Genomic DNA, 24191 nt, shown 5'->3' with positions numbered 1-24191 from the left:
GGAGCCGAATCCGGAGCCGAAGCCGCGAACCCCCGGTTAAAAACGCCTACTGGAAGGCGCCGCCGTGGACCGCCTCGGGCTCGTCGTCGATGTCGGCCCGCTTGAACTGCTGTTCGATCTCCTCGTAGCGCTCGCGAACCTCGTCGGTGACGCTCGGCGTCACCTCGTCGAGGGCGGCCTCGAAGTGGGCCATCGTCACGCGGACGTTGCCCACCGACTCGCGAACCTCCTCTCTCGAGACGGAGGCGATGAACTCCCGGGAAGCCTGCATCGACGCCTCGCGGGCGACCGCTTCGAGGTCGGCGCCGACGTAGCCGTCCGTCTGCCGGGCGACCCGGTCGAGGTCGACATCGTCAGCCAGCGGTTTATGCCGCGTGTGGACTTCGAGGATGGCGCGGCGCGCCTCCTCGTCGGGGACGGGCACGTGGACGTGCCGGTCCAGCCGGCCGGGGCGCAGCAGGGCGCTGTCGATGAGGTCCGGGCGGTTGGTCGTCGCGATGACGACCACGTCCTCCAGCGATTCGAGCCCGTCGAGCTCCGTCAGCAGCTGGGAGACGACGCGTTCGCCGACGCCGGAATCACCGGAGTTCTGGCCGCGCTCGGTGGCGATCGAGTCGATCTCGTCGAAGAACACGATCGTCGGCGCGTTCTCGCGGGCCTTGCTGAACACTTCGCGGACGCCCTTCTCGGACTCGCCCACGAACTTGTTGAGCAGCTCGGGCCCCTTGATGGAGATGAAGTTCGAGTCGCTCTCGTTGGCGACGGCCTTCGCGAGCAGGGTCTTCCCCGTCCCCGGCGGGCCGTACATGAGGACGCCCTTGGCGGCCTCCATGTCGAGCTCCTCGAACACCTCGGGGTACTCCAGCGGCCACTGGATCGTCTCGCGGAGCCGCTCTTTCGTCCCTTCGAGTCCGCCAACGTCCTCCCAGGTAACGTCCGGAACTTCGACGAACACCTCGCGGAGCGCGGAGGGCTCGATTCCCTTGATCGCCTCCTTGAAGTCGTTCTCGGTCACCTGGATGGAGTTGAGCACGTCCGCGTCGATCTCGTCCGATTCGAGGTCGAGCTGCGGGCGGATCCGCCGAAGCGCGTGCATCGCGGACTCCTTCGCCAGGCTCTCGAGGTCGGCACCGACGAAGCCGTGGGTGTTCTCGGCGTACTCGTCGAGGTCGATCCCGTCCACGAGCGGCATGTTGCGCGTGTGGACCTGCAGGATCTCCTTGCGGCCGTCGCGGTCGGGGACGCCGACCTCGATCTCGCGGTCGAAGCGACCGCCACGCCGGAGCGCGGGGTCGATGGCGTCCACGCGGTTGGTCGCGCCGATGACGACGACCTCGCCGCGCTCCTCCAGCCCGTCCATCAGCGAGAGGAGCTGGGCCACGACGCGGCGTTCCACGTCGCCGCCGGCCTCCTCGCGTTTGGGGGCGATGGAGTCGAGCTCGTCCATGAAGATGATCGAGGGTGCCTCCTCGGAGGCCTCCTCGAACACGTCACGGAGCTGCTCTTCGGACTCGCCGTAGTACTTCGACATGATCTCCGGGCCGGAGATCGTGTGGAAGCTGGCGTCGATCTCGTTGGCGACCGCCTTGGCGATCAGGGTCTTCCCCGTCCCCGGCGGGCCGTGGAGCAGGACGCCTTTCGGCGGGTCGATGCCGAGCCGCTTGAACAGCTCCGGGTGCCGCATCGGCAGCTCGATCATCTCGCGGACCTGTTCGAGCTCGTTGTCGAGCCCGCCGATGTCCTCGTAGGCCACGTCCGGCGTGCCGTCGCCGCCGGCCTCGCCGGCTGCAGCCGCGCCGTCCATGATCTCCTCGGCGGGCTTCTCGGAGATCTCGATCTCCGTGGAGTCGGTGACGACGACCGTTCCCGACGGGGCCGTCGAGGCGATCTTCAGCGGGACCGCCTGTGACTGGCCGCCCATGAAGCCGAAGCCGAGCGGGAGCTTCACGTTCTGTCCCTCGGTGACGGGCTGGCCGCCGAGCTCGCGGCGGATCAGCGCGTCGATGTTGCCGCGGATGCCGAGCCGCTGTGGTAAGGCGATCGTGATGCGCTCGGCGGGCTGTACGTCGACCTTCTCGATCTCGACGCGGTCGTCGATGCCGACGTTCGCCTCCTGACGGAGGGTGCCGTCGATCCGCATCACGCCCGTGCCGTCGTCCTCGGGGTAGCCGGGCCAGACCCGCGCGATGGCAGCGCCTTCGCTGCCCGCGACGCGGATGAAGTCCCCGCCGGAGAGGCCGAGCTCCTCGGCGGCGACGCGGTCGACGGCCGCGAGCCGGCGGCCGGCGTCCTTCTGTTTGAGCGGTTTGACGGTGAGCTTCATTTGGATCCCTCGATGGTGAACACGCCGTTGTTAACCGAAACGTTAGTGGCCGCCCCCGGGAGATCGAGTTCGGCCTCGGCCTCCTCCTCGCCGTGGTCGATCACGACGATCGCGGTGTCGCCGACGGTGTCGACGGCGACCGCCTCGTCGTCGACGCCCACGTCGGCGGCGACGACCCACCGGTCCTCGTAGTCGTAGCGGCGCAGGAGGTGTTCCCCGCCGGTAGCGTTGGTGATTTTCATCGTATGCTAACTACAAGTTAGGTGCGTGAGTATATGAATCTGTCGCCAACTGATCGGCTGACGGCGTAGGGAGTCACGAATCTCGGTTGTGTTGCGGTTCGGGTCGTGTGATCGGGGTCGGTGGACTCGAAGCTGGAGCTCCCCGGAGTCACGGTCCTCCACTGGCGCGTGGGTTTTTGTCGTCTCGCCCGGGAGAGAGCGTATGGAACGCGTCGACCACAACGGGCGCGAGACCGCGTATCGGCGCTTCGACCGCGGCGGGACGGCGCCGACCGTCTGTTTCGTCCACGGGAGCGGCGGCACCGGCGACGTCTGGAAGGCCCAGGCACGCCTCGGCGACGAACACCCGGTCGTCGCGCTCGACCTCTCCGGGCACGGGGAGAGCGACGACGTGGACGCCGTGCCCGGTCCGGAGACGCTCACCGCCTACGCCGCCGACGTCAAGGCGGTCGCCGAGGAGACGGATGCCACGGTGCTGTGTGGGAACTCGCTGGGCGGTGCCGTCGCGCTCCGCGTCGCGCTCGACCGCGACCTTGAGCTCGACGGGCTCGTTCTCGCGGGCACGGGCGCGAAGCTCGCCGTCCTCCAGGACCTGCTCGACTGGCTGGCCGACGACTTCGAGCGTGCGGTCGAGTTCCTCCACGACGAGGACCGGCTGTTTTACGACGCGCCCGACGAGTACGTCGAGCTCTCGAAGGCGGCCATGGACGACTGTGGGCGCGCGGTCGTCGAGCGCGACTTCCGGAGCTGTCACACCTTCGATGTCCGCGACCGGCTCGACGAGATCGACGTGCCGGCGCTCGCGGTCGTGGGCGAACACGACGGGCTCACGCCACCACGCTACCACGACTACCTCGCCGCGGAGATCGACGACTGCGAGCGCGCGATGATCGCGGACGCCGCCCATCTGGCCATGTTGGAACAGCCGACCGCGTTCAACGCGGCGCTTACCGAGTTTCTGGACCGGCTGTGACGGGGACCTCAGCCCAGCACCCCCGCGGCGAGGCGGTCGCCGGCGAACCGCCACCCGTTTATCAGGCGAGCGCGAAGCGCGTCGCATGAGCGACGTTCTCGACGCCGACCTCTACGAGCGGACGAAGGCCCTGCTGGAGCCGGGCGAGATCGAGCTGGTGGGCTGTGTCGTCCACACCAGCCTGAGCGGACAGGAGGATCTCGAGATGCACGAGCTCACCGTCGCGATCAACGAGGCCATCTCGGCACACGCCGACGCCGGCGAGACGTACATCGAGGCGGGCAACGACGACACCGACTTCTCCTCGAACCAGTTTCAGGGGCGCACGCTCGACGACGAGGCGTTCGTCTGGGAGTGCCAGCAGCTCCTCCGGGAGGGGACGTTCGACCTCGTCTTCTACTACGAGGCCGGCGTCGACCAAGAAGCGCTCGCCGACGAGCTCGCCGCGCTCGACGGCGTCGAGGGCGTGACGCAGGTTCCCTGAAGGGACCACCACGCCTTTCGAGACTCGCGGCCGCTCCGGTGCCTGTATCGTGTTTCCGTGTAACAAAGTCGATTGTCAAACAAATTATTAAGTGTGTCTAATCTTCAGTCGGTAGTGTATGCACGATCAGTCCGCTCCGACGTCCGGCCATGCCGGGGCGTCGGGCCGTTCGTACGCTGACGCACAGTTCGAGGAGCACGACGTCGACGGGGTCGTCGCCGGCGAGGCCGGCGGCGAGCTCGTTGCCGGCGAACCCATCGGAGGACCACAATGAGCGACATCGCCACGGATGGCGGCGAGGCGGCGCACCACCAGACCGTCGGCGAGGTCGCGACCGAGGAGTACGTCGCCGTCGAGGAGACGACGACCGTCGAGTCGGCGATCGACCGCTTCCAGGCGTTCGACCCGACCGACGACGACACCACCATCTACTACATCTACGTCACGGACGACCAGGGACGCCTGACGGGGGTGCTCTCGTTCCGTGAGGCGCTGAACGCCGACAACGACACCCCGGTGTCCGACGTGATGGTCGAAGACCCGGTGGCGCTCAACGCCGAACTCGACGTGGAGGCCGCCGCGCGCCAGATCCGCGAGCTCGACTTCCCAGCGCTTCCCGTGACGAAGAGCGATGGGACGCTCGTGGGTATCGCACGCGCCGACGACATGGTCTCCATCGTCGAGGAGGAGGCCACCGAGGACATCTTCAAGAGCGCCGGGTTCACGTTTGCCGACGTGGAGTCCGCGCGCTCCGAGGCGATCCTCGAATCCTCCATCACGAAGATCCTCCGGCTCCGGCTGCCGTGGCTGCTCGTCGCGCTCGCCGGCGGCCTGATGGCCGGGCTGGTGATCGAGGGCTTCGAGGACACGCTGGAAGCCGTCATCGTGCTCGGCTTCTTCATCCCCGTCATCATGGACATGGGCGGGAACGTCGGGACGCAGGCGTCGACGATCTTCGTCCGCGGACTCGCGCTCGGCCACATCGACGACCAGAACGCGATGAGCCACTTCTGGCGCGAGACGAAAGTCGGGCTCGCCATCGGGACGATCATCGGTGCGGTCGGCGCTGGCGCCGCCTACCTCTGGCTCGTCTTCCTCCGCGGGGAGCCGGGCGACGCCGGGACGATCGCGTTCGTCCTGTTCGTCTCGCTGGTCGCCGTCTGTACCATCGCGAGTCTCGTCGGCTACGTCATCCCGTGGCTGGCGAACAAGGCGGGCTACGACCCCGCAGCCGTCTCCGACCCGCTCGTCACGACGGTGAAGGACGTGACCGCGCTGGTCATCTACTTCGGGCTTGCAACGGTGCTGCTCGCCCACCTACTGTAGCGTCCGTCCGCCGACCACCCACACCGGTTCCCTTTTTCAGTCGTCCGACGAACACGCCCCCGTGAGCGACACGATCCTCCTGCCCGGCGGTCGCGACGTGCGCGCAACGCTCGACACGGCCGCGAGCGACGGCACCCGCGCGGACGCGGTCGTCGTCGCCTGTCCGCCGCACCCCCAGCAGCGGGGCCACCGCGGGGACGAGCGCCTCCGCGCCGTGAGCGACGCGCTCGCCGAGCGCGGGGTCGACTGTCTCCGGTTCGACTACGGCGCATGGGACGAGGGATACGGTGAGACGACGGATGCCGACGCGGCGGTCGGCTGGGCGCTGGAACGCTACGACCGCGTCGGGCTGTTCGGCTTCTCGTTCGGCGGCTGTGTCGCGCTCGTCACGGCCGCGAGCCGGCCGGAGGTGGCTGCGGTCTGCGCCCTGGCGCCGACAGCCCGGCTCAACCCCGACACGGACGCGGTCGCCGCGCTCGACCGATTGGCCGACCGCGGACCGCCGGCCTGCGTCGTCTACGCGACTCGCGACACGACGGCGGAGTGGAAGCCGGTCGTCGAGCGCGCCGAGGCGCTCGGCGTCGAAACCGCCGCGCTCGACGCCGACCACTTCTTCGTGGGACGTGCGGACGACGCCGCGGCTCGGGTGGTGGGATTTCTGGGACCGCGGCTGGAGGGCGGAGGTGGGGGGTAGGGAAACGGAAGACGAAGCGGCGAAGCGGGCGGCTCAGTTGTACCCTCGCCACCGCCGACCGCACTCCTTGCACTTGAAGAAGCGCGTCGGCGGCTCGTCGGCGGCGCCGGTCTGTTTGATCGTGTACCACGCTTCCTGGTGGCCACACTCCTCACACACCACGTCAGTGGCGGTGGGCTTCCCCTCGAAGTTCGCGCCCTCCTCGGTTTCGATCACCTCGTCGCCGGTCTGTTCCTCGGTGGACTCGAAGCGCTCGGCGAGCGCCTCGTCGCGCTCGGCGGTTCCCTCGCAGTCGTCGTTTTGACACACCATCTCGCCGTCGCGTGAGACCATCATCGAGCCACACTCGTCGCAAAACTGCATGACCGTCGGCTACGTCGTGGACCCTTTTATGTTCGGTGTCTGCGCGCCGCGATCGGGCCGGACGCCACCGGTTTGGGCTGCAAAGAGTCCGTCCTCGCGCCCGCCGGCGACTACTTCCCGTGGTCGACGGTAGGGCCCTCCTCGCCCACCATCGGGCAGCCGCGCACGCGGAACTCGTCACCCGTGAGCACTTCGAGGATTTCGCCGTCCCCGTGTTCACACGCCACCTCCGGCGGCTCCGTAAAGTGGGGGCACCGCTGGCAGTACTCGCGTTTGTCGACGACGTGGTCGGTCGCCGTCTCCCCCGCGCCGGCGCCGACTGCGTGCTCGCCGGCGGCGGCTTCATCCGCGGCGAGCGTCTCCCAGACGTCCGTCTCCTCCAGCTCTCCGACCTCCATGCGCTCGAATGCCTCCTCCGCCAGCTCCTCGTCGACCTCGTCCAGCTCGTCGAACGGGTCCTCAAACTCGCTGGACGACGGGGATTCGGCGGTTCCCAAGTCCGTCTTGGCGGAGCTCGGTTCGGCGTCCGTGTCGCCGCCATCGTCGCCCTCGCGGCCGGCGTCAAGCTCCGCAAACGGGTCCGTGTCGCCGCCGTCGTCGACTTGGTCACCTTCGGCGTCGAGCTCCGCGAACGGGTCCGGCTCGTCGCCGTCGGTCCGGTCATCCTCGCTCATGGTCAGCCGTCCTCGAACAGGTCGTCACCCGATTTCGGGGCAACGTCACCCTCAAGCGCCGGCGGGTCCCCGATGGTCAGCGTCGCGGTGCCGAAGAAGCCGCTTGCGGGCTCGAAGCCGCCGAAGTCGGCCCCACAGTGGGGACAGCTTGGCGTGCACAACAGCGCGATCCGCACGGGGCGGTCACAGTCGCCGCAGGTCGCTTTCTCCGTGCCGTTGCGGTTGGCGGCGTCCGCGATCGTGGTCAGCGTCTCCCGGCGCGCGCTGGCGTTCTCCAGTTTCCCGAGTCGGCGCTGTGCGCGGACGAGCGCGCCGGCGACCGTGGACAGCTTCCGGTCCACGTCCTCGTCGAGCCGGCGCTCCAGGTCGTCGACGCGCTCGGCGAGTTCCGCAAGCCGTTCGATGGCCGATTCGGACTGCTCCGCAGCCGTATCGGCGCGTGCGTGGGCCTCCCGTGCCGCGGTCTCGGCATCCGCCGCGGCGGCGGCCAGTTCGGGGTGGTCGTGGTCGGCGTCCGGCTTCGCCTCGAGTTCACGGTAGAGCTGGACCACGCGCTCGCGGAGGTCGCCGACCTTCTCGTCGAGGTCGGCCTCCAGCGCCTCGACGGCTTCGTTGACCGTGTCGAGGTCATCCTCCAGCTCCTCGATGTCCGCGTCCAGCGTTTCGACGGTCGCTCCCACGTCGCTGACGACGCGCTCGACCGCCTCCACGTCCGTCCGATCCGTCACGTCCACGTCGGCTGCCTCGGCGAGCGCGACGACTGCTCGTCGGAGCGTCGCCTCATCAGGGACCTCCGTTGCTGCCACGACCGACGAGAGGGGGTCATCGCGTGGAGCCGACTCCTCGCCGGCGGCGTCCTCGCCCCCGTTCTTCCCGGGCGACGTCTCGTTCGACGGCGCGTCGCCGGGGACGCCGCTCTCCGAATCGGCGTCGGTCACCGCGACTCACCCATCATTCATGCTGACTTGGTGTGGGAGACTTAAGTAACCTGGAGACGGGTCAGCGGATCTTGCGAACGTCGCTGATGTCGAGGCCGCCCTCGTGGATCTCGGTCTCGAAGCGGACGATGTTCTCCTCCTCGAGGCGGGAGAGCACGCCGCGGAACTCGCGGACGACCATCGTGCGGGCCCGCTGGGAGCCGCCGGACTCCCAGGTGAACCGGAAGGTGCCGCCGGCGGCGTCCATGAGCGTGCCGAACTCCTGGTCGGTGAGCGAGTCCTCGTTGACCAACAGGAGGATGAGCCCCTCCCAGTGATAGGCGGCCTTTTTCAGCCCTTTCAAGAGGAGCGCGATGTCCGACCACTCCAGGTCCTCCGAGACGGAGGAGACGAGGTCGGTGATCGAGTCGATGAGGACGAGGTTGCCGGCGGCGTGCTCGGTGAGGTAGTCGCCGAGCGCGGTCAACACGTCCTCGTGGCGGTCGCGCTTTCCGAGGTCGGTGATCGAGGTGGTCTCGCCCTCGTACCACTCGCGCGGAATGGGGCTGAGCTGGAAGTACTCCGGCGAGAAGTCGGTGAACGTGATCTCCTCGACGGCGGCGTCGACGATCTCGTCGGCCATGGTGTACTCCATCTCGCGGGTGATCGCCCCGCCGCCGGCGGTAAACGAGAGGTAGTGGACCTCCGGCGGCACCGTTGCCGAGGCGTCCACGTCGCCGTAGTAGAGGTCGAAGAGGTCGTCGTCGGCCAGCGAGAGCGCGTTCATCGCGGCGCTGGTGTAGAGGAACTCCCGGGCGCCGGCGCCGGCTTCGCCGGCGAGCAACACCACGTTCCCCGCGGGCGCGCCGCCCCCCAAAATGGCGTCCAGGCGAGCGACGCCGAACGGAATGGTCGACATGCTACCAACCCCGTGGGCCCGCCGCTTAGTGTTTGTCGTGTCGGTGGGGCTCCGTTGTAACGCGCTCAGTCAGGGACGGTCTCGGATGGAACCGCCGGTCGATGGAACAGGCTTGTTGAGTGATATCGGGAGTGGATGTTGCAACCGACGCCATCGGTGATCGCTTATAAATAACCGTGAGTGGTCCCGCTGCTCGCTTATAAACCCGACTGCGGTCGGCGCGCGCGAGAAACGCGCGCGAGGGAGGTCGACGGCGGCCGCGGAGCGGTCCCGCGGCCGCCGTCGACCGAGGCTGGGGAGGGCTGAGGTGCGGTTGCGGTGCTGTGCGGGGTGGAACTCAAAGGGGCAGCCGTTCCCGCCGCAGGCGGGAAACAGCGAGGCGGTCCCTCGGACCGTCTCGCCCGTGGTCCGGGACGACGGGCGACGCAAGCACCGCAGCGGACGGTGCTGAGAGCGAGGAGCGCAGCGAGCGTCCCGCGAGCATGCGAGCGGGACAACGGAAGTCGCAGCCCGCGAGCGCAGCGAGGTGCGACCGACGGGAGCACCTCGAAACGCGAGCGGCGAAGCCGCGAGCAGCGAGCCGGACCGTCTTCCGGAACCCTCGACCGGAGCCGGCTGGGGCTTTGGAGCTGTTCGCCGTCGTGCTCACCGCAGCAACCACTTATAAAAGAGTCACAACACCACCGACGCCCCGCTTATAAACGCCGCACCAGCTCACGTGATAGACCCACTCCCGAGATATCTCATCGAGAGCTCTACTGTTCGGAAATGCCCCAGCGTCACTCAATGAGCGTTTCAACGGAGCAGTCGACGAAAGCCCCACCCGCTTCAGCTCACTCCTCGATGCGCGCACCGCGATTGGCGCCCCGAACAACCCGCACGGTTCCGCCGGCGCCCGCCGCGTCGAGCGCGCGCTCGCCGGCCGCCTGCGCCGCGTCGGCGTGTGCCGCGTCGGTGACGCCGTAGACGGCTGGGCCCCACGAGGACTGACCGGCGCCGAAGACGGCGGCCGAGTCCTCCAGCTCGGCGACCACGTCGCCCACGGGCGGGCGGTAGACGCCCCCCTGCTCGTCGGCGTACCAGGCGCCGTTGAGCCGGCCGACCTCGGCGACGGCGGCCCCGAACGCCTCCGCGCGCCCCTCCGCGATAGCGGGGAGCACGCGCCGGGTGACGATGCCCGCGATCCGGTCGGCGAGCGCGGGGTCCGCGCGCTCGACCGCCGTCCGCATTGCCGCGTCCTCCGCGTCCCCATTCCGTCCGGGTTCGGCGTCCGGCAGGACCAGCAGGAATCGCCACTCGTCGGGGATCGGGTGGCGCGCGGCGACTGCGGGGACCTCCCACTCTCCGTCCGCCGGCCGGTCCGTGGTGAACCGCGCGGTCGGGTGGCCGGCGTCGAGCACGAAGCCGCCGCGCTCGAAGGCGGCGACGCCGATGCCGGACCGCCCACCCCGACCGAGCGCGGGTGCTCGCTCGCGGACCGCGGGCGCCCGGTCGTGCGCTCGGGCGACCGCGGCGAGCACGGTTGCCGCCAGCTGGGTGCCGCTTCCGAGTCCGGCGTGCCGTGGCAGCCGCTCGGAGAGGGTGACCGTCGCCCCGGTCACGTCGAGGAGGCCGACCGCGCGCGTCGCGTACCGGCGGACATCCGCAAGCACGGGATCGTCCGCGGGGAGGTCACCGCTGGTGTCGACCGTCACCGTCGAAGCGGGCGTGGCCGACACGGTCGTTCGGGGTTCCGCGAGCGCGACGCCGAGCGCCCCGTAGAGGCGCTCGTGTGACAGGCTGAGGTTGCCGAACCCGAAGTGGAGGCGGGCGCCGGCGCTGACGCGGGACATTCTCGACTCCCGCTTCGGGACGTGGACAAAAAGGCATCGTGGCGGTGGCGGGGTTTGCCTCGGTTTGGTGGCGACCACCCCAACGAGCCGTTGTCTCTGGCAGTCGGTCACGGACCGACGACACCGTTAAGTCGATGTACACACATGTACATTATAAGACGATTTCATACATTGGTGACCACAATGAGTATCCAGCACACCATCGAGCGCGTGACGGACGGCGAGGATCTGACGGTCGACGAGGCCCGCGAGACGGCCCGTCTGGTTTTCGAGGAGGCGACGGAGGCACAGATCGGGGCCCTGCTCGCGGCGCTGCGGGCGAAAGGCGAGACGGAAGCGGAGATCGCCGGCTTCGCACAGGGAATGCGCGACGCCGCGCGCACGATCGACCCCGACCGCGAGCCGCTCGTCGACACCTGCGGCACGGGCGGTGACGACTACGACACGATCAACGTCTCGACGACCGCGGCCATCGTCGCGGCGGGTGCGGGCGTCGCCGTCGCCAAGCACGGCAACTACTCCGTCTCCTCCTCGTCGGGGAGCGCGGACGTGCTGGAGGTCGCCGGCGCCGACATCGACGCCGAGCCCCCGGCCGTCGAGCGCGCCATCGAGGAGGACGGGATCGGGTTCATGCTCGCGCCGGTGTTCCACCCGGCGATGAAGGCCGTCATCGGCCCGCGCAAGGAGCTGGAGATGCGGACGATCTTCAACGTTCTCGGTCCGCTCACCAATCCTGCGGGCGCCGACGCGCAGGTGCTCGGCGTGTACGACCCCGATCTGGTCCCGCAGATCGCCAACGCGCTCTCGCACATGCCCGTTGAGCGCGCGCTGGTCGTTCACGGCTCCGGCATGGACGAGATCGCGCTCCACGATGAGACGGTCGTCGCGGAGATCGACGGCGACGAGATCACCGAGTACACGATCACCCCCGAGGACCTCGGCCTCGAACGCGCCCCCATCGCGGATGTCGCCGGCGGCTCTCCCGAGGAGAACGCCGCCGACCTCCGCGGGATCGTGGAGGGTGAGGTGACGGGCCCTAAGCGGGACCTGATCCTCGCGAACGCGGGCGCCGCGGTGTACGTCGCAGGGCTGGCCGACACGCTCGCGGAGGGCGTCGAGGTAGCGGAACAGGCGATCGACGACGGCGGAGCGGCCGCGAAGTTCGCGGCGCTCTGCGGGGAGGGAGAGGCGACTGCGGACGGAGCCGCGGACGCACCCGACGCCGCCCCGGAGGGCGACGACTGATGGCGCGCGCGAAGGTGTGCGGGCTCACCCGACCCGCCGACCTCCGGGCAGCCGTCGACGCGGGTGCAGACGCCGTCGGCGTGATCACGGAGGTCCCGGTCGACACCGCACGCGAAGTGGATCCGGCCGAGGCGGCCGACCTGCTCGCGAGCGTCCCCCCGTTCGTGGCGGCCACGCTGGTGACGATGCCGGAGTCCGCCGAGCGCGCCGTCGAGCTGGTCCGCACCGTCGAACCGGACGCGCTCCAGCTCCACGGCGAGTGGACCACCGACGAGGTGGGGTACATCCGCGCGGAGACCGGCGTGAAGGTTCTGCTCGCGGTCGACGCCGACGACCTCGGGCGGGCGGAAGAACTGGATGAGGCCGCCGACGCGCTCGTCGTCGACTCGACGACGGAGTCGGGCGCGGGGGGCACGGGCGAGACCCACGACTGGGCCGCCACCGGCGCGCTCGCGGAGCGACTCACGTCGCCGGTCGTGCTCGCCGGCGGGCTCACGCCGGAGAACGTTGCGGAGGCGGTGCGCGTCGCCGACCCGTTCGCCGTCGACGTGGCAAGCGGCGTGGAGCTCTCGGAAGGGCGCAAGGACCACAACGCCGTCGCGCGGTTCGTCGCCAACGCCGGCCGCGAGGTGGAGGTCATATGACCGGACTGGACGTCTCCCGCGAGGAGTTCGTCGCGATGGCCGAGGACGCCGACGGCCCCGTCGTCGTCCGAACGGCCGCCCCGATAGAGGCGGACGCGTCACCGCTCTCGGCGTACGCGGCACTTGTGGGCGATAGCCCGCACGGGTTCCTCCTCGAATCCGGCGAGAAAGTGGCCTCCAGCGACCCGGACGGCGCCTTCACCGCGGGAGCGGGCGCCGGCGCTGACCGCCACGCGCGCTACTCGTTCGTCGGCTACGATCCCGAGGCGGTCGTCTCCGTCCATCCGGACCACACCGAGGTCCGGCGGCTCGGCCCGGCTGGCGACCTGATCGACACTGCCTCGCTGGGTCCGAACGCCGGGGACGCCATCGACCGGGTTCGGGGCGCGTTTCCCGACGTGAGCCTCCGGGGGTTCCCCGAGACCCATCGGCAAACGCTGTCGGGCGGATTTGTCGGATTTCTGGCGTACGAGGCCGTCTACGACCTCTGGCTGGAGGAAGTGGGTGTCGAGCGCCCGGAGACGACGTTCCCCGACGCGGAGTTTGCGCTGACGACCCGCACCGTCGTCTTCGACGACGCGGAGGGGACCGTCGACCTCGTGTTCACTCCCGTCATCGCGGACGGGGAGACCGGCCGAAACCCGGGCGAGGTGTACGACGACCTCGCCGCGGAGGCCGAGCGCGTCGCGAGCCTGCTCGCCGACGCGGACGACCCCGACCCCGCCGGCTTCCGCGTCGATTCGGAGTCGGCGGGTCCACAGGGGGAGTACGAGGAGGCAGTTCGCACCGCCAAACAGCACGTCCTCGACGGCGACATCTACCAGGGCGTCATCTCGCGCTCGCGGGAGCTTCGCGGGGAGCTAGACCCACTCGGGCTGTACGCCGCGCTTCGGGCGGTGAACCCCTCGCCGTACATGTACGTGCTCCGGCACGGCGACCGGACCATCGTGGGCGCGAGTCCCGAGACGCTGGTGTCCGTGACCGGCGACCGCGTCGTCTCGAATCCCATTGCGGGCACCTGCCCGCGCGGCGAGAGCCCGGTCGAGGACCGCCGGCTCGCCGGCGAGATGCTGGCCGACGACAAGGAGCGCGCCGAGCACACGATGCTCGTCGACCTCGCGCGAAACGACGTGCGCCGGGTGTCGGAGGCCGGCTCCGTCCGCGTCGAGGAGTTCATGAACGTGCTCAAATACAGCCACGTCCAGCACATCGAGTCGACGGTGACCGGCCGACTCGCGGCCGACGCCGACGCCTTCGACGCGACGCGCGCGACGTTCCCTGCCGGCACCCTGACGGGCGCGCCGAAAGTGCGGGCGATGGAGATCATCAACGACCTGGAGGCGACCCCACGAGAGGCGTACGGCGGCGGCGTCGGCTACTACTCGTGGACCGGTGACGCGGACTTCGCCATCGTGATCCGCACGGCGACGCTGGAGCGGGAAGCGGACGGCAGTTCGACGGCGACGGTTCGCGCCGGTGCTGGCCTCGTCGCGGACTCCGACCCGACGGCGGAGTACGAGGAGACCGAACAGAAAATGAACGGCGTGCTCGCCGCCATTGACCGGATCCGGACGGAAGAGGATGGCGCCCCTCCTGCGGAGACGCCACTCGCCGGCGGCGACGCGGAGGTGGACGAATGAAGGTCGTCGTCGTCGACAACTTCGACTCGTTCACGTACAACCTCGTGGAGTACGTCTCCGAGGCGCCCGCGGACGCCGATGTGACCATCGACGTGCTGAAAAACACCGCGTCGCTCGCGGACATACGCGACGCGGACCCCGACGCCATCATCCTCAGCCCCGGTCCGGGCCACCCGAAAAACGAGCGCGACGTGGGCGTGACGATGGACGTGCTCCGCGAACTCTCTCCCGACGTGCCGACGCTCGGCGTCTGTCTCGGGCTGGAGGCCGCCGTCCACGAGTACGGCGGCACGGTGGGCCACGCCCCGGAGCCGATCCACGGTAAGGCGTTCCCGGTCGACCACGACGGCGAGGGCGTCTTTGCGGGGCTCAACCAGGGGTTCCGCGCCGGGCGCTACCACTCACTCGTCGCCACCGAGGTGCCGACCGACGCGTTCGCCGTCACCGCCACGACGGACCACGAGGGCGAGGAGCTGGTGATGGGGATCCGCCACCACGAGCACCCGATCGAGGCGGTCCAGTTCCACCCGGAGAGCGTGCTCACGGCGGTCGGCCACGACGTGATCGAGAACTTCCTCGCGAGCGTCTGAGTCACCTCCGCTGGGTTGGGACCCGTCGGGGGCTTGTTCTTCCGATGTACTTTGGGCTGAAATAGCCAACCTGCGAAACTGTTTGTTGATCGAGATCGGGAGTGAGTATGGCAGATCGTCGCCGGCGATAGAGTATATAAACCGTCGAGAGCGGTAGTTGCGCTATCCTTATAAACGGGGTGCGGTGCGGTGGCGCGCCCGGCGAGCGCCCAGCGGGCGCTCGTCGGCGCGCGAGGGAGTCGTCGCCGCAGGCGACGACGAGGCTGGGGAGGTGTGAGGTGCGGTTGCGGAGCGGTGCGGGGCGGGACTCAAAGGGGCAGCCGGCTTCGGGAAGACGGCCGACACAAGCACTCAAAAGGCCGGGCGGTGCCGAGAGGCCTTTTGAGCGCGCAGCGAGGCCCTCGACCGGAGCCGGCTGGGGCTTTGCAGGCGGTCCTCACCAGCGAACTCCCGACGACCCACCGATCATTCAAGCCTTATAAACGAACTACGACACCATCTAAGACCTACTTATAAACGCCACCTCCAACCACGTGAAACACGTACTCCCGGTGTCACTCATCGAGGAGTCTGTATCGACCACAGCCGATCCGAGTGTGTCACCGACTGAGAATTCCAACAGAACCGTCAGCTGCTACTCCGCCGTCTCCGACTCGCCGCTGTTGCCGCCGACCACGCCTACATCCGCCGCCAGGCGCCGGGCGGCCCGCTCCAGTTCCGTGCGGCGATTCGAGGCGTACAGCCGGTCGAGGATGAACGCGAAGGTGCCGCCGGTCGTGAACTCGGACTCCCACCGGACGCGGACGGTACCGCCGGCGGCCTCAACGATGTCGGGGTCCCCGAACACCGGCGCCTCGGAGTCCGCCGGCGGCACATCGACGTGCACGGTCGTCCGGCACACGTCGAGGAACCCGCCCTCGACCGACTCGTAGGCGTAGCCGTCCGAGAGCTCGCGGACCGCAACCGTCACCCCCCGGTTGTCGCCGCCCTGTGCCCGGCCACTCACTCGCCACCCGTCCGCGGTCTCCTCGACGCCGGTGACCTCGAACGTTCCCTCCAGCTCCAGCAGGCGCTCGGGAGTCAGCGCATCGAGCACGGCCTCGCGAGTCGTCGGGAGCCGCGCGGCGACCGTCACGCGTCGCATTGGCGACCGTTGGCAGGCACCCGAGTTAAACCGTCCGACCGCGACGCGTATCTACCGGCGGTCACTCGTCGCGACTCGCAAGCCCAGCGAGGTGGCCGATCTCCGGGAGGATGATCTCCTCGATCCCGAGCTGCACGGCGTTCTCGGAGCCGGGGAGACAGAAGACGGGCGTCTCGCTGGCGACGCCGGCGGTCGCCCGCGACCCGACCGTTTTCGTTCCGACTTCCTCATAAGAGAGCCGCCGGAACAGCTCGCCGAAGCCCGGGAGGCGTTTGGCCAAAACACCCTCGACTGCCTCGGGCGTAACGTCGTCCGGAGTGACGCCAGTTCCCCCCGTCGTGACCACGGCGTCGGTGTCCTCGCGGCGGGAGAGCCGGTCGACAGTTCCCTGGACGGAGTCGAAGTCGTCGGGGATCAGCTCCCGGACGACGACCTCGTGGCCGGCGTCCTCGATCGTCTCCACGAGGTAGTCGCCGGAGGGGTCGTCGTCCACGGAGCGCGACGACGAGACGGTGACGACGGCGAAGCCGACGTGCTCCGCGTCGTGATGGTGGTGGTCGTGGCTGTGGTCGTGGCCGTGATCTCCGTCATGGTCGGCGTGCTCGCCGTGGTCGTGGCCGTGTTCGTCGGCTTCCCCGTAGCCGCCCTCGTGCTCCTGATCCTCGGTGGGGTCGTGGTCGGTCGCACCCATGTCGCGCTCGGCGGGATCGTCGTGGTCGCTCATACGTGCGAATTGCCGGGCGGACACAAAACTCCCGGCGCTCCGGAACGCGGCGTGGCGCTCGTCACGTCCATCCATCCGGTTGGGGTACAGTTTTGTTGCAGCCTGTGGTTGGATCGCACATGAAGGCCGTTCAGTTCGTCGAGCACGGCGACCGAGACGTGATCGACTACGGCGAGTATCCGGACCCGGATCCGGACCGGAACGAAGTGCTCGTCGACGTGAAAGCCGGCGCGCTCAACCACCTCGACGTGTGGACGCGGCGGGGGCTCCCCGGCATCGACCTGGAGATGCCACACGTGCCCGGCAGCGACGCAGCAGGTATCGTGGAGGCGGTCGGCGAGGACGTCACGCGCTTCGAGCCCGGCGACCGGGTCGCGGTGTCGGCGGGCGTCTCCTGTGGCGAGTGCGAGTTCTGCCGGGACGGCGAGGCCTCGCTGTGCGCCTCCTACCACATCATCGGCGAGCACGTTCCCGGCGTTCACTCCGAGAAGACTGCGGTGCCCGAGGCGAACCTCGTCCCGGTCCCGGACGGCGTCGACTGGGAGGTCGCCGGCTCCGCCTCGCTCGTCTTCCAGACCGCGTGGCGGATGCTCCAGACCCGCGCCGACATCGAGGCCGGCGAGACGGTGCTCGTCCTCGGGGCCTCCGGCGGCGTCGGCCACGCTGCCGTCCAGATAGCCGACCATGCCGGCTGTGAGGTGTTTGCCACTGCCTCCACGGAGGCGAAGCTCCGGTACGCCGAGGAGTGCGGCGCCGACCACGCGATCAACTACGAGGAGAACGACTTCGCCGCGGAGATCGGCGAGCTCACCGGCAAGCGTGGCGTCGACGTGGTGGTCGACCACGTGGGGGAGGCCACCTATCCCGATTCGCTGAAGTCGATGGCGAAGGGCGGCCGACTCGTCACCTGCGGGGCCACGACCGGGCCGAACCCGGGCGCCGGGCTCAACCGCATCTTCTGGAACCAGCTGTCGGTCCTCGGCTCCACGATGGCGACGCCCGGCGAGGTCGACGACGTGCTCGAACTCGTCTGGGACGGCACCTTCGAGCCGCGGGTCCGCGAGACGCTCCCGATGAGCGAGGCGGCACGCGCCCACGAGCTCCTGGAGAACCGTGAGGGCTTTGGCAAAGTGGTGGTAAAACCCGACAGTGAGTTCTGACACCGAAGCCGACGGCGGGCACGCCCGGACGGCCGGAAACGACGGCGTGACGACCCGCTCCGACGAGCCGGCGGCCGACGGCTTCGGTCGAAAGGGGTGGGTGCTCACCGCGGCCATCTTCGTCTGCGCGCTGGTGATCCCCGGGATCATCTACGCGTACCCGTACGCCGCCGGCTCGTTCGGGTTGCCGTTCTTCACCACGTATCTGGTGCTCCCACTCATCCCGGCCGTTCTCCTCGGGCTCATCGCCGTCTGGTCGATGACCGAGGCGGTCGCCGAGCCGGAGGCCGACGGGACGGACGCGCGTCCCGATTCCGACGAGCCGGTCGACGCCGAGTAGTCCGACGCCGTCGTCCCGTTCTGCAACGGCTTTTCCGCTACGCTCCGGCGAGCAGGTCGGCGACCACCGTCTCCACCCGCTCGATGACCTCCTCGGGTGACCGGGTTGCATCAACTCGCACGAATCGCTCCGGCTCCGCGTCGATCAACCGCTCGTAGTTGGTCTGGACCTCCGCGAGATACCCCGACTCCTCGAACTTGTTCGTTCGGCCGGCGCGCTCGGCGGCGGTGCGGGCGTCCACGTCGAGGTAGATGGTGGCGTCCGGCGGCCGCGAGAAGGCGCTGTGGATCCCTCGAATGTACTCCAGCGGTCGGGCGAGGTCGGCGTCGCTCGCCGCCAGCGTGGCCGCCTGGTAGGCGAACCGCGAGTCGGAGTAGCGGTCGGATACCACGAGCTTGCCGTCGTCGAGCGCCGGCCGGACGGTCCGCGAGAGGTGGTCGGCGTGGTCGGCGGTGTACAGAAAGAGCTCGGCGAGCGGGTCGGCGTCGTCGTCCTCGATGGAGCGGTACACCGCCTCGCCGTACCAGCTATCGGTGGGCTCGCGGGTGAACACCGCGTCGGGATAAACGTCGTGGAGCGCCTCCCAGACGGTGGTTTTACCGCTTCCGTCGAGTCCCTCCAGCGTGATCAGCATGGTCGTCGTTCGCCCGTGACTGCCTAAAAGGCCCCCGTGTTGGTGGCGGTCATCGGAGTGGGCGGTAGTGTCTCACAGCTAATAGGACGACCCCGGAATGACGCCGGGAGCGTCATGCCACCGTCTGACATCCACGGTAGGTTTACGGGCGTCCCGCTCGAAGACGGCTCCATGAAGGTCCTGGTCGCCGGCGGCACCGGCTTCATCGGATCGTACCTCTGCCGTGAGCTCGTCGACCGTGGTCACGAGGTGACCGCGCTGGCGCGCTCACCGGAGGATACACCCGAGGGTGTCGACTCAGCCGTCGGCGACGTGACGGTGTACGACTCGATCACGCCCGCGGTCGAGGGCCAGGACGCGGTGGTGAACCTCGTCGCGCTCTCGCCGCTGTTCGAGCCGAGCGGCGGCAACGAGATGCACGACCGGATCCACCGTGGCGGCACCGAGAACCTCGTGAACGCCGCGGAAGCAGGCGGCGTCGAGCGCTTCGTCCAGATGAGCGCGCTCGGCGCGGACCCCGACGGCGACACCGCCTACATCCGCTCGAAGGGGGCGGCCGAGGAGCTCGTGAAGGAGAGCGAACTGGACTGGACGATCTTCCGCCCCTCCGTGGTGTTCGGGGAGGGCGGCGAGTTCGTCTCGTTCACCAAGCGGCTGAAGGGGATGTTCGCCCCCGGCCTGCCGCTGTACCCGCTTCCGGGCGGCGGGAAGACCCGGTTCCAGCCGATCCACGTCGAGGACCTCGTCCCGATGCTGGCGGACGCGCTGGAGGGCGACGAGCACGCCGGCGAGACGTACGAGGTCGGCGGCCCGGAGGTGCTCACCCTCCGGGAGGTGACCAACCTCGTCTACGAGGCCGAGGACTCCGACGTGAAGATCGTCGGGCTCCCGATGCCGCTGGCGAAGATCGGGTTGACCGTGCTCGGCGTCGTGCCGGGCTTCCCGATGGGACCCGACCAGTACCGGTCGCTGAAGTTCGACAACACCACCGCCGACAACGACGTGTCGGCGTTCGGCGTCGACGAAGCCGACCTGATGACGCTCGCGGAGTACCTGGGGCTCGAATGACGACGGCGTGTTCGGCTGCTGGGGCGACTGCTCGCCCGGTGACGATCGCGTCGTGTCGGGTGGGTGAACAGTGGTGTGGCCGTTCGTTCGAGGAGCCGGACATCCGCGATACCCGGCTCACGGCCCGGAAATCGGCCGAATACGCGCTCTCCCGTGCGCGTGTGAGAATCTCAACGTTGGTAACCCCATCAGAAGGTTTATATCCGAGATCCCACTGTGATTTCTCCAAAGACCAACGGGGCACACAGGAGACACTATGAAACTTGCAATGATCGGATTCGGACAGGCGGGTGGGAAAGTCGTCGACAAGTTCCTGGAGTACGACAAGCGGACGGGGTCCGAGATCGTGCGCGCCGCGGCCGCGGTGAACACGGCCAAGGCGGACCTCATGGGGCTCGAACACATCTCCGAGAGCCAGCGCGTGCTCATCGGACAGTCGCGCGTGAAGGGCCACGGCGTCGGCGCGGACAACGAGCTCGGCGCCGAGATCGCCGAGGAGGACATCGACGAAGTACAGGGTGCCATCGACTCGATCCCGGTTCACGAGGTCGACGCGTTCCTCGTGGTCGCCGGGCTCGGCGGTGGCACGGGGTCGGGCGGCGCCCCCGTGCTCGCGAAACACCTCAAGCGGATCTACACCGAGCCCGTCTACGGGCTCGGCATCCTTCCGGGCAGCGACGAGGGTGGGATCTACACGCTCAACGCCGCGCGCTCGTTCCAGACGTTCGTGCGCGAGGTGGACAACCTGATGGTGTTCGACAACGACGCCTGGCGGAAGACGGGCGAGTCCGTCCAGGGCGGCTACGAGGAGATCAACGAGGAGATCGTGCGCCGGTTCGGCATCCTCTTCGGCGCCGGCGAGATCCAGCAGGGCCAAGAGGTCGCCGAGTCCGTCGTCGACTCCTCGGAGATCATCAACACGCTGTCGGGTGGCGGCGTCTCCACCGTCGGCTATGCGGAAGAGGAGGTCGAGGAGCGCTCCTCGGGCGGCCTGCTCTCACGGCTCCGCAACGACGACGACGGCGAGGAGCTCGACAGCGCACACACGACCAACCGCATCACCAGTCTCGTGCGCAAGGCCGCCCTCGGCCGGCTCACGCTCCCCTGTGAGATCGAGGGCGCCGAGCGCGCGCTGCTCGTGCTCGCAGGCCCGCCGGAGTACCTCAACCGGAAGGGTATCGAGCGCGGCCGCAAGTGGCTCGAAGAGCAGACCGGGTCGATGGAGGTCCGCGGTGGCGACTACCCGTACCGCGGCGCCGGCTTCGTCGCCACGGTCATCCTGCTCGCGGGCGTGACGAACGTTCCGCGCATCAAGGAGCTCCAGCAGGTCGCCATCGAGGCGCAGGACAACCTCGACGAGATCCGCGACGAGAGCGAGGAGAACCTCGACGAGCTCGTCAGCGACGACGAGGACGAGCTGGAGTCCCTGTTTTAGCGTCCACCGGATGGACGTTTTGGTGCCGTTTTCGGCCGACCGCCCGAAGTCCCGACTCTCCGACGTGCTCGACCGACGGGAGCGCGCGGCGTTCGCACGGGTGCTGTTGACTGACGTACTCGATGCCGCGAGCACCGCTGCCGGTGCGACCGACGGCGAGGTTCGCGTGCTTGTGACTGACGAGATCGAGGTCGAACATCCGGTCATCGTCGACGAACGGGGGCTGTCAACGGCCGTCAACGACGCGCTTGAAGAGGCGCCCCGGCCGGTTGCGGTGGTGATGGCGGACCTCGCGCTCGCGACTTCAAGAACGCTCACGCGACTCTTCACGGCCGACGGCGAGGTCGTCGTCGCCCCGGGACGCGGCGGCGGGACGAACGCACTGGTCGTTCGCCATCCCGAGTTCCGCGTCGACTATCACGGCGCCTCGTTTCTCGACCATCTGCGAAACGCCGGCGCGGTCGGCGCCAGCGTCCGGGAGTTCGACTCCCACCGGCTCGCCACGGACATCGACGAACCAGCGGACCTCGCCGACCTGCTCGTCCACGGCGACGGCGCGGCCGCAGACTGGCTCCACGATGCGGGCTTCGAGCTCGACACCAGCGACGGACGCGTGGCGGCCGTCCGGAGCGAGTAGCCGGATCCGCGACGCTTTTCGGCACCCGTCACCGACACCGAGGCGTGTTTCCCGCTGCCGAGGAGTACGGGGTCGACGTGCGCGTCGACGACGACGCCGTCGAGCGCCTGCTCTCCGTCTCCCCGGACGACGTGGCCGCCCCTGACCGGCTCACGTTCGCGCGGAACGTTTTTCTCCCGCTGACGACCGCCTGTCGCTACACCTGCACCTACTGCACCTACTACGACGTGCCAGGCGAGGCCACGCTCATGTCGCCCGCGGAGATCCGCGAGCAGTGTCGGATCGGCGCCGACGCCGGCTGCACGGAGGCGTTGTTCACCTTCGGCGACGAGCCCGACGAGCGCTACACCGCGATCCACGCACAGCTCGACGAGTGGGGGTACGACGACGTGCTCGACTACCTCTACCGTGCCTGTGAGATCGCCCTCGAAGAGGGCTTGCTCCCACACTCGAACCCGGGCGACTTGACGGAAAGCGACTTCGCCGACCTCCGCGAGGTGAACGCCTCGATGGGCGTCATGCTGGAGACGACCGCCGACGTGGACGCGCACGCCGGCGGCCGCCGCAAGACGCCGGGCCAGCGGCTCAACACGATCCGCGCCGCGGGTCGGCAGGGCGTCCCCTTCACGACGGGGATTCTCGTCGGCATCGGCGAAGGCTGGCGGGATCGTGCCGAGAGCCTGCTGGCGATCCGCGAGCTCCACGAGCGACACGGCCACGTTCAGGAGGTGATCGTCCAGAACGTCGTTCCCAACAACCGCTCCGACTTCGAGCAGCCCGATACGGCGACGATGCGCCGGGTGGTGGCGATGGCCCGCGCGGCGCTCCCCGACGAGGTGTCCGTGCAGGTGCCGCCGAATCTCTCCCCGGCGGCCGACCTCGTCGACTGCGGCGTCGACGACCTCGGCGGCGTCTCGCCGGTCACCGACGACTACGTCAACCCCGACTACGCGTGGCCGGCGCTTGACGAGCTACAGCAAGTCGCGGACGCCGCCGGCGTCCCGCTTCGTGAACGGCTGCCGACCTACGGCCGGCACCTCCCGGACGACGTTCGTCCTGACGACATCGCGCCGGCGCCTGACCCCCGGGAACGAAGCGGCTGGCTCCCCGAGGCGGTCCGCGACCGGATCCGGGCGGACGATCCCCACGGGCGTCGGCTTCGTGGGGTTGCTCGGGGTGATGGTCCGTTGTCGCTCGACCCGTCCGCCTCCCCGTCGGCCGACCGGAACGGCCCTGACCGGTCGTAAGAAACTGCGGTGCCAGTACCCTTTTTGAATGCCGCCCCATTGGCACGGACGATGGTACCACTACAGATCGACACGATCCGGGAGGCCGTCAATCTCGGCGAGATCGCCGTCTCGATGGCGCTGTTCGTCGTCGGCCTCGTGGCGGTGCTGCTGTTGGGAAAACTTCTGCTCGTGCCAGCAGTCAAGCGCGCCCTCACCGCCAGCGAGTTCGAGAAGGCGGTGAAGAGTCTCGCAACGAGCGTCACGCGAGCGGTCGTGTGGGTCGCCGCGATCGCGGTCGCGTTCACCGTCGCCGGCTACGGCGCGTTCCTCTCGGCGTTCGCCGTCTTCGGCGGCGCGATCGCGCTCGCCATCGGCTTCGCGGCTCAGGACCTGCTCGGCAACTTCGTCGCCGGGATCTTCATCCTAAAGGACAAGCCGTTCGAGGTGGGCGACTGGATCGAGTGGGACGGGAATGCGGGCCGCGTCGAGGACATCGACCTCCGCGTTTCGCGGGTTCGTACGTTCGACAACGAGCGGATCACGGTGCCGAACGGCGACCTCGCGAACAACGCCGTCACGAACCCGGTGGCGTACGAGACGCTCCGACAGAAGTTCGTCTTTGGAATTGGCTACGACGACGACATCGACCGCGCGACCGACATCATCCTCGAGGAGGCCGCCAAACACGACGCGATCCTCGACGACCCCGGGCCGTCCGTCCGGCTCGTCGAGCTCGGCGACTCCGACGTGGGTCTGCAGGCTCGCTGGTGGATCGAGGACCCCGATCGCGGCGACTTCGTGCAGGTTCGCTCGGAGTACGTCCAGTCGGTGAAGGAGGCGTTCGACCAGGCTGGCATCGACATCCCGTACGTCCACCGCGAGCTCACCGGGAGTGTCGAGGTCCTGGAAAAGGCCGCCGAGTAGCAGCGTTCTACGGCTTGGCCATTCTTTTTG

Annotated in this window: 26 protein-coding genes; 16 read left to right on the top strand and 10 right to left on the bottom strand. The window is 68.9% G+C overall.

The genetic code is table 11. The features are described 5' to 3' along the window. Positions 1–46: 46 nt before the first annotated feature. Positions 47–2323, bottom strand: a complete 2277-nt coding sequence (locus ACYQ07_RS12740) for a CDC48 family AAA ATPase (protein ID WP_459882174.1) — start codon at positions 2321–2323, stop codon at positions 47–49. Then, on the bottom strand, positions 2320–2565 hold the full coding sequence (locus ACYQ07_RS12735; RefSeq protein WP_459882172.1) for a DUF7127 family protein: 246 nt from the start codon (positions 2563–2565) through the stop codon (positions 2320–2322). Before ACYQ07_RS12735 ends, ACYQ07_RS12740 begins: the two co-directional genes overlap by 4 nt. Positions 2566–2767: 202 nt before the next feature. Here ACYQ07_RS12735 and ACYQ07_RS12730 point away from each other — a divergent pair, with 202 nt between their 5' ends. From ACYQ07_RS12730 to ACYQ07_RS12710, 5 genes are all read left to right on the top strand, one after another. Continuing rightward, a complete protein-coding gene (locus ACYQ07_RS12730; protein ID WP_459882170.1) occupies positions 2768–3538 on the top strand; it encodes an alpha/beta fold hydrolase in 771 nt (256 codons plus the stop codon). An 85-nt stretch (positions 3539–3623) separates the two neighbouring features. After that, positions 3624–4022, top strand: coding sequence for a DUF5778 family protein (locus tag ACYQ07_RS12725; protein ID WP_459882168.1), 399 nt, complete (start codon positions 3624–3626; stop codon positions 4020–4022). Positions 4023–4140: 118 nt separating this feature from the next. Beyond that, the gene (locus ACYQ07_RS12720) at positions 4141–4296 is read left to right on the top strand and encodes a hypothetical protein (protein ID WP_459882166.1); all 156 of its coding nucleotides are present in this window, start codon (positions 4141–4143) and stop codon (positions 4294–4296) included. Next, positions 4293–5348, top strand: coding sequence for a magnesium transporter (gene mgtE / locus ACYQ07_RS12715; RefSeq protein ID WP_459882164.1), 1056 nt, complete (start codon positions 4293–4295; stop codon positions 5346–5348). The genes ACYQ07_RS12720 and mgtE overlap by 4 nt, the downstream gene beginning before the upstream one ends. Before the next feature lie 61 nt (positions 5349–5409). Further along, a complete protein-coding gene (locus ACYQ07_RS12710) occupies positions 5410–6042 on the top strand; it encodes an alpha/beta hydrolase (RefSeq protein ID WP_459882162.1) in 633 nt (210 codons plus the stop codon). A gap of 33 nt (positions 6043–6075) precedes the next feature. On the opposite strand, the gene ACYQ07_RS12705 is transcribed toward ACYQ07_RS12710, so the two are convergent. From ACYQ07_RS12705 to ACYQ07_RS12685, 5 genes are all read right to left on the bottom strand, one after another. Continuing rightward, positions 6076–6405 carry a transcription factor S gene (locus ACYQ07_RS12705; protein ID WP_459882160.1) on the bottom strand — a complete coding sequence of 110 codons (330 nt, stop codon included), beginning with the start codon at positions 6403–6405 and terminating at the stop codon, positions 6076–6078. A 110-nt stretch (positions 6406–6515) separates the two neighbouring features. Beyond that, positions 6516–7079, bottom strand: a complete 564-nt coding sequence (locus ACYQ07_RS12700; protein WP_459882158.1) for a DUF8135 domain-containing protein — start codon at positions 7077–7079, stop codon at positions 6516–6518. A gap of 2 nt (positions 7080–7081) precedes the next feature. Continuing rightward, positions 7082–8017 (bottom strand): hypothetical protein, encoded by a 936-nt coding sequence (locus tag ACYQ07_RS12695; RefSeq protein ID WP_459882156.1) that lies wholly within the window; start codon positions 8015–8017, stop codon positions 7082–7084. A 61-nt stretch (positions 8018–8078) separates the two neighbouring features. After that, complete coding sequence (locus tag ACYQ07_RS12690) at positions 8079–8915, bottom strand: RAD55 family ATPase (protein ID WP_459882154.1); 837 nt, start codon at positions 8913–8915, stop codon at positions 8079–8081. A gap of 833 nt (positions 8916–9748) precedes the next feature. After that, a complete protein-coding gene (locus ACYQ07_RS12685; RefSeq protein ID WP_459882152.1) occupies positions 9749–10747 on the bottom strand; it encodes a beta-ribofuranosylaminobenzene 5'-phosphate synthase family protein in 999 nt (332 codons plus the stop codon). 183 nt (positions 10748–10930) lie between these two features. Here ACYQ07_RS12685 and trpD point away from each other — a divergent pair, with 183 nt between their 5' ends. The 4 genes from trpD to trpG are packed head-to-tail and all read left to right on the top strand — an operon-like array spanning position 10931 to position 14866. Then, the gene (gene trpD, locus ACYQ07_RS12680; protein ID WP_459882150.1) at positions 10931–11992 is read left to right on the top strand and encodes an anthranilate phosphoribosyltransferase; all 1062 of its coding nucleotides are present in this window, start codon (positions 10931–10933) and stop codon (positions 11990–11992) included. Further along, entirely contained in the window at positions 11992–12636 is a 645-nt protein-coding gene (locus tag ACYQ07_RS12675) for a phosphoribosylanthranilate isomerase (protein ID WP_459882148.1), read from the top strand. Before trpD ends, ACYQ07_RS12675 begins: the two co-directional genes overlap by 1 nt. Continuing rightward, on the top strand, positions 12633–14276 hold the full coding sequence (gene trpE, locus ACYQ07_RS12670; protein ID WP_459882146.1) for an anthranilate synthase component I: 1644 nt from the start codon (positions 12633–12635) through the stop codon (positions 14274–14276). Before ACYQ07_RS12675 ends, trpE begins: the two co-directional genes overlap by 4 nt. Next, positions 14273–14866 carry an anthranilate synthase component II gene (gene trpG / locus ACYQ07_RS12665; protein ID WP_459882144.1) on the top strand — a complete coding sequence of 198 codons (594 nt, stop codon included), beginning with the start codon at positions 14273–14275 and terminating at the stop codon, positions 14864–14866. The genes trpE and trpG overlap by 4 nt, the downstream gene beginning before the upstream one ends. 634 nt (positions 14867–15500) lie before the next feature. On the opposite strand, the gene ACYQ07_RS12660 is transcribed toward trpG, so the two are convergent. After that, a complete protein-coding gene (locus tag ACYQ07_RS12660; protein WP_459882142.1) occupies positions 15501–16010 on the bottom strand; it encodes a hypothetical protein in 510 nt (169 codons plus the stop codon). 61 nt (positions 16011–16071) lie between these two features. Then, on the bottom strand, positions 16072–16734 hold the full coding sequence (locus ACYQ07_RS12655) for a MogA/MoaB family molybdenum cofactor biosynthesis protein (RefSeq protein ID WP_459882140.1): 663 nt from the start codon (positions 16732–16734) through the stop codon (positions 16072–16074). 119 nt (positions 16735–16853) lie between these two features. On the opposite strand from ACYQ07_RS12655, the gene ACYQ07_RS12650 reads away from it, so the two are divergent. Continuing rightward, positions 16854–17894, top strand: a complete 1041-nt coding sequence (locus tag ACYQ07_RS12650) for a zinc-binding dehydrogenase (RefSeq protein ID WP_459882138.1) — start codon at positions 16854–16856, stop codon at positions 17892–17894. Next, a complete protein-coding gene (locus ACYQ07_RS12645) occupies positions 17884–18234 on the top strand; it encodes a DUF7977 family protein (RefSeq protein ID WP_459882136.1) in 351 nt (116 codons plus the stop codon). Before ACYQ07_RS12650 ends, ACYQ07_RS12645 begins: the two co-directional genes overlap by 11 nt. A gap of 37 nt (positions 18235–18271) precedes the next feature. On the opposite strand, the gene tmk is transcribed toward ACYQ07_RS12645, so the two are convergent. Beyond that, positions 18272–18868 (bottom strand): dTMP kinase, encoded by a 597-nt coding sequence (gene tmk / locus ACYQ07_RS12640; protein ID WP_459882134.1) that lies wholly within the window; start codon positions 18866–18868, stop codon positions 18272–18274. A gap of 171 nt (positions 18869–19039) precedes the next feature. On the opposite strand from tmk, the gene ACYQ07_RS12635 reads away from it, so the two are divergent. The 5 genes from ACYQ07_RS12635 to ACYQ07_RS12615 all read left to right on the top strand — a co-directional run bounded on the left by ACYQ07_RS12635 (position 19040) and on the right by ACYQ07_RS12615 (position 24161). Continuing rightward, positions 19040–19936 carry a complex I NDUFA9 subunit family protein gene (locus ACYQ07_RS12635; protein WP_459882132.1) on the top strand — a complete coding sequence of 299 codons (897 nt, stop codon included), beginning with the start codon at positions 19040–19042 and terminating at the stop codon, positions 19934–19936. A 256-nt stretch (positions 19937–20192) separates the two neighbouring features. Then, a complete protein-coding gene (locus ACYQ07_RS12630) occupies positions 20193–21371 on the top strand; it encodes a tubulin/FtsZ family protein (RefSeq protein WP_459882130.1) in 1179 nt (392 codons plus the stop codon). Positions 21372–21381: 10 nt separating this feature from the next. Then, positions 21382–22008 carry a 2-phospho-L-lactate guanylyltransferase gene (gene cofC, locus ACYQ07_RS12625; RefSeq protein ID WP_459882128.1) on the top strand — a complete coding sequence of 209 codons (627 nt, stop codon included), beginning with the start codon at positions 21382–21384 and terminating at the stop codon, positions 22006–22008. A 44-nt stretch (positions 22009–22052) separates the two neighbouring features. Then, positions 22053–23255, top strand: coding sequence for a 7,8-didemethyl-8-hydroxy-5-deazariboflavin synthase subunit CofG (gene cofG, locus ACYQ07_RS12620; RefSeq protein WP_459882127.1), 1203 nt, complete (start codon positions 22053–22055; stop codon positions 23253–23255). A gap of 51 nt (positions 23256–23306) precedes the next feature. Continuing rightward, on the top strand, positions 23307–24161 hold the full coding sequence (locus ACYQ07_RS12615) for a mechanosensitive ion channel family protein (protein WP_459882125.1): 855 nt from the start codon (positions 23307–23309) through the stop codon (positions 24159–24161). Positions 24162–24191 lie beyond the last annotated feature (30 nt).

This window comes from Halorubrum gandharaense (assembly GCF_054654575.1).
This window is presented reverse-complemented; position numbering and strand designations above follow the sequence as displayed.

What these genes read in the sequence shown, in the direction of transcription:
- ACYQ07_RS12725 (WP_459882168.1), top strand. Translation starts at nt 3,624, where the DNA reads ATGAGCGACGTTCTCGACGCCGACCTCTACGAGCGGACGAAGGCCCTG.
- ACYQ07_RS12660 (WP_459882142.1), bottom strand. Translation starts at nt 16,010, where the DNA reads ATGCGACGCGTGACGGTCGCCGCGCGGCTCCCGACGACTCGCGAGGCC.
- ACYQ07_RS12705 (WP_459882160.1), bottom strand. Translation starts at nt 6,405, where the DNA reads ATGCAGTTTTGCGACGAGTGTGGCTCGATGATGGTCTCACGCGACGGC.
- cofC (WP_459882128.1), top strand. Translation starts at nt 21,382, where the DNA reads ATGGACGTTTTGGTGCCGTTTTCGGCCGACCGCCCGAAGTCCCGACTC.
- ACYQ07_RS12700 (WP_459882158.1), bottom strand. Translation starts at nt 7,079, where the DNA reads ATGAGCGAGGATGACCGGACCGACGGCGACGAGCCGGACCCGTTCGCG.
- trpE (WP_459882146.1), top strand. Translation starts at nt 12,633, where the DNA reads ATGACCGGACTGGACGTCTCCCGCGAGGAGTTCGTCGCGATGGCCGAG.
- ACYQ07_RS12730 (WP_459882170.1), top strand. Translation starts at nt 2,768, where the DNA reads ATGGAACGCGTCGACCACAACGGGCGCGAGACCGCGTATCGGCGCTTC.
- ACYQ07_RS12650 (WP_459882138.1), top strand. Translation starts at nt 16,854, where the DNA reads ATGAAGGCCGTTCAGTTCGTCGAGCACGGCGACCGAGACGTGATCGAC.
- mgtE (WP_459882164.1), top strand. Translation starts at nt 4,293, where the DNA reads ATGAGCGACATCGCCACGGATGGCGGCGAGGCGGCGCACCACCAGACC.
- ACYQ07_RS12630 (WP_459882130.1), top strand. Translation starts at nt 20,193, where the DNA reads ATGAAACTTGCAATGATCGGATTCGGACAGGCGGGTGGGAAAGTCGTC.
- ACYQ07_RS12655 (WP_459882140.1), bottom strand. Translation starts at nt 16,734, where the DNA reads ATGAGCGACCACGACGATCCCGCCGAGCGCGACATGGGTGCGACCGAC.
- ACYQ07_RS12635 (WP_459882132.1), top strand. Translation starts at nt 19,040, where the DNA reads ATGAAGGTCCTGGTCGCCGGCGGCACCGGCTTCATCGGATCGTACCTC.
- ACYQ07_RS12685 (WP_459882152.1), bottom strand. Translation starts at nt 10,747, where the DNA reads ATGTCCCGCGTCAGCGCCGGCGCCCGCCTCCACTTCGGGTTCGGCAAC.
- trpD (WP_459882150.1), top strand. Translation starts at nt 10,931, where the DNA reads ATGAGTATCCAGCACACCATCGAGCGCGTGACGGACGGCGAGGATCTG.
- ACYQ07_RS12735 (WP_459882172.1), bottom strand. Translation starts at nt 2,565, where the DNA reads ATGAAAATCACCAACGCTACCGGCGGGGAACACCTCCTGCGCCGCTAC.
- ACYQ07_RS12615 (WP_459882125.1), top strand. Translation starts at nt 23,307, where the DNA reads ATGGTACCACTACAGATCGACACGATCCGGGAGGCCGTCAATCTCGGC.
- ACYQ07_RS12675 (WP_459882148.1), top strand. Translation starts at nt 11,992, where the DNA reads ATGGCGCGCGCGAAGGTGTGCGGGCTCACCCGACCCGCCGACCTCCGG.
- ACYQ07_RS12740 (WP_459882174.1), bottom strand. Translation starts at nt 2,323, where the DNA reads ATGAAGCTCACCGTCAAACCGCTCAAACAGAAGGACGCCGGCCGCCGG.
- trpG (WP_459882144.1), top strand. Translation starts at nt 14,273, where the DNA reads ATGAAGGTCGTCGTCGTCGACAACTTCGACTCGTTCACGTACAACCTC.
- ACYQ07_RS12690 (WP_459882154.1), bottom strand. Translation starts at nt 8,915, where the DNA reads ATGTCGACCATTCCGTTCGGCGTCGCTCGCCTGGACGCCATTTTGGGG.
- ACYQ07_RS12720 (WP_459882166.1), top strand. Translation starts at nt 4,141, where the DNA reads ATGCACGATCAGTCCGCTCCGACGTCCGGCCATGCCGGGGCGTCGGGC.
- tmk (WP_459882134.1), bottom strand. Translation starts at nt 18,868, where the DNA reads ATGCTGATCACGCTGGAGGGACTCGACGGAAGCGGTAAAACCACCGTC.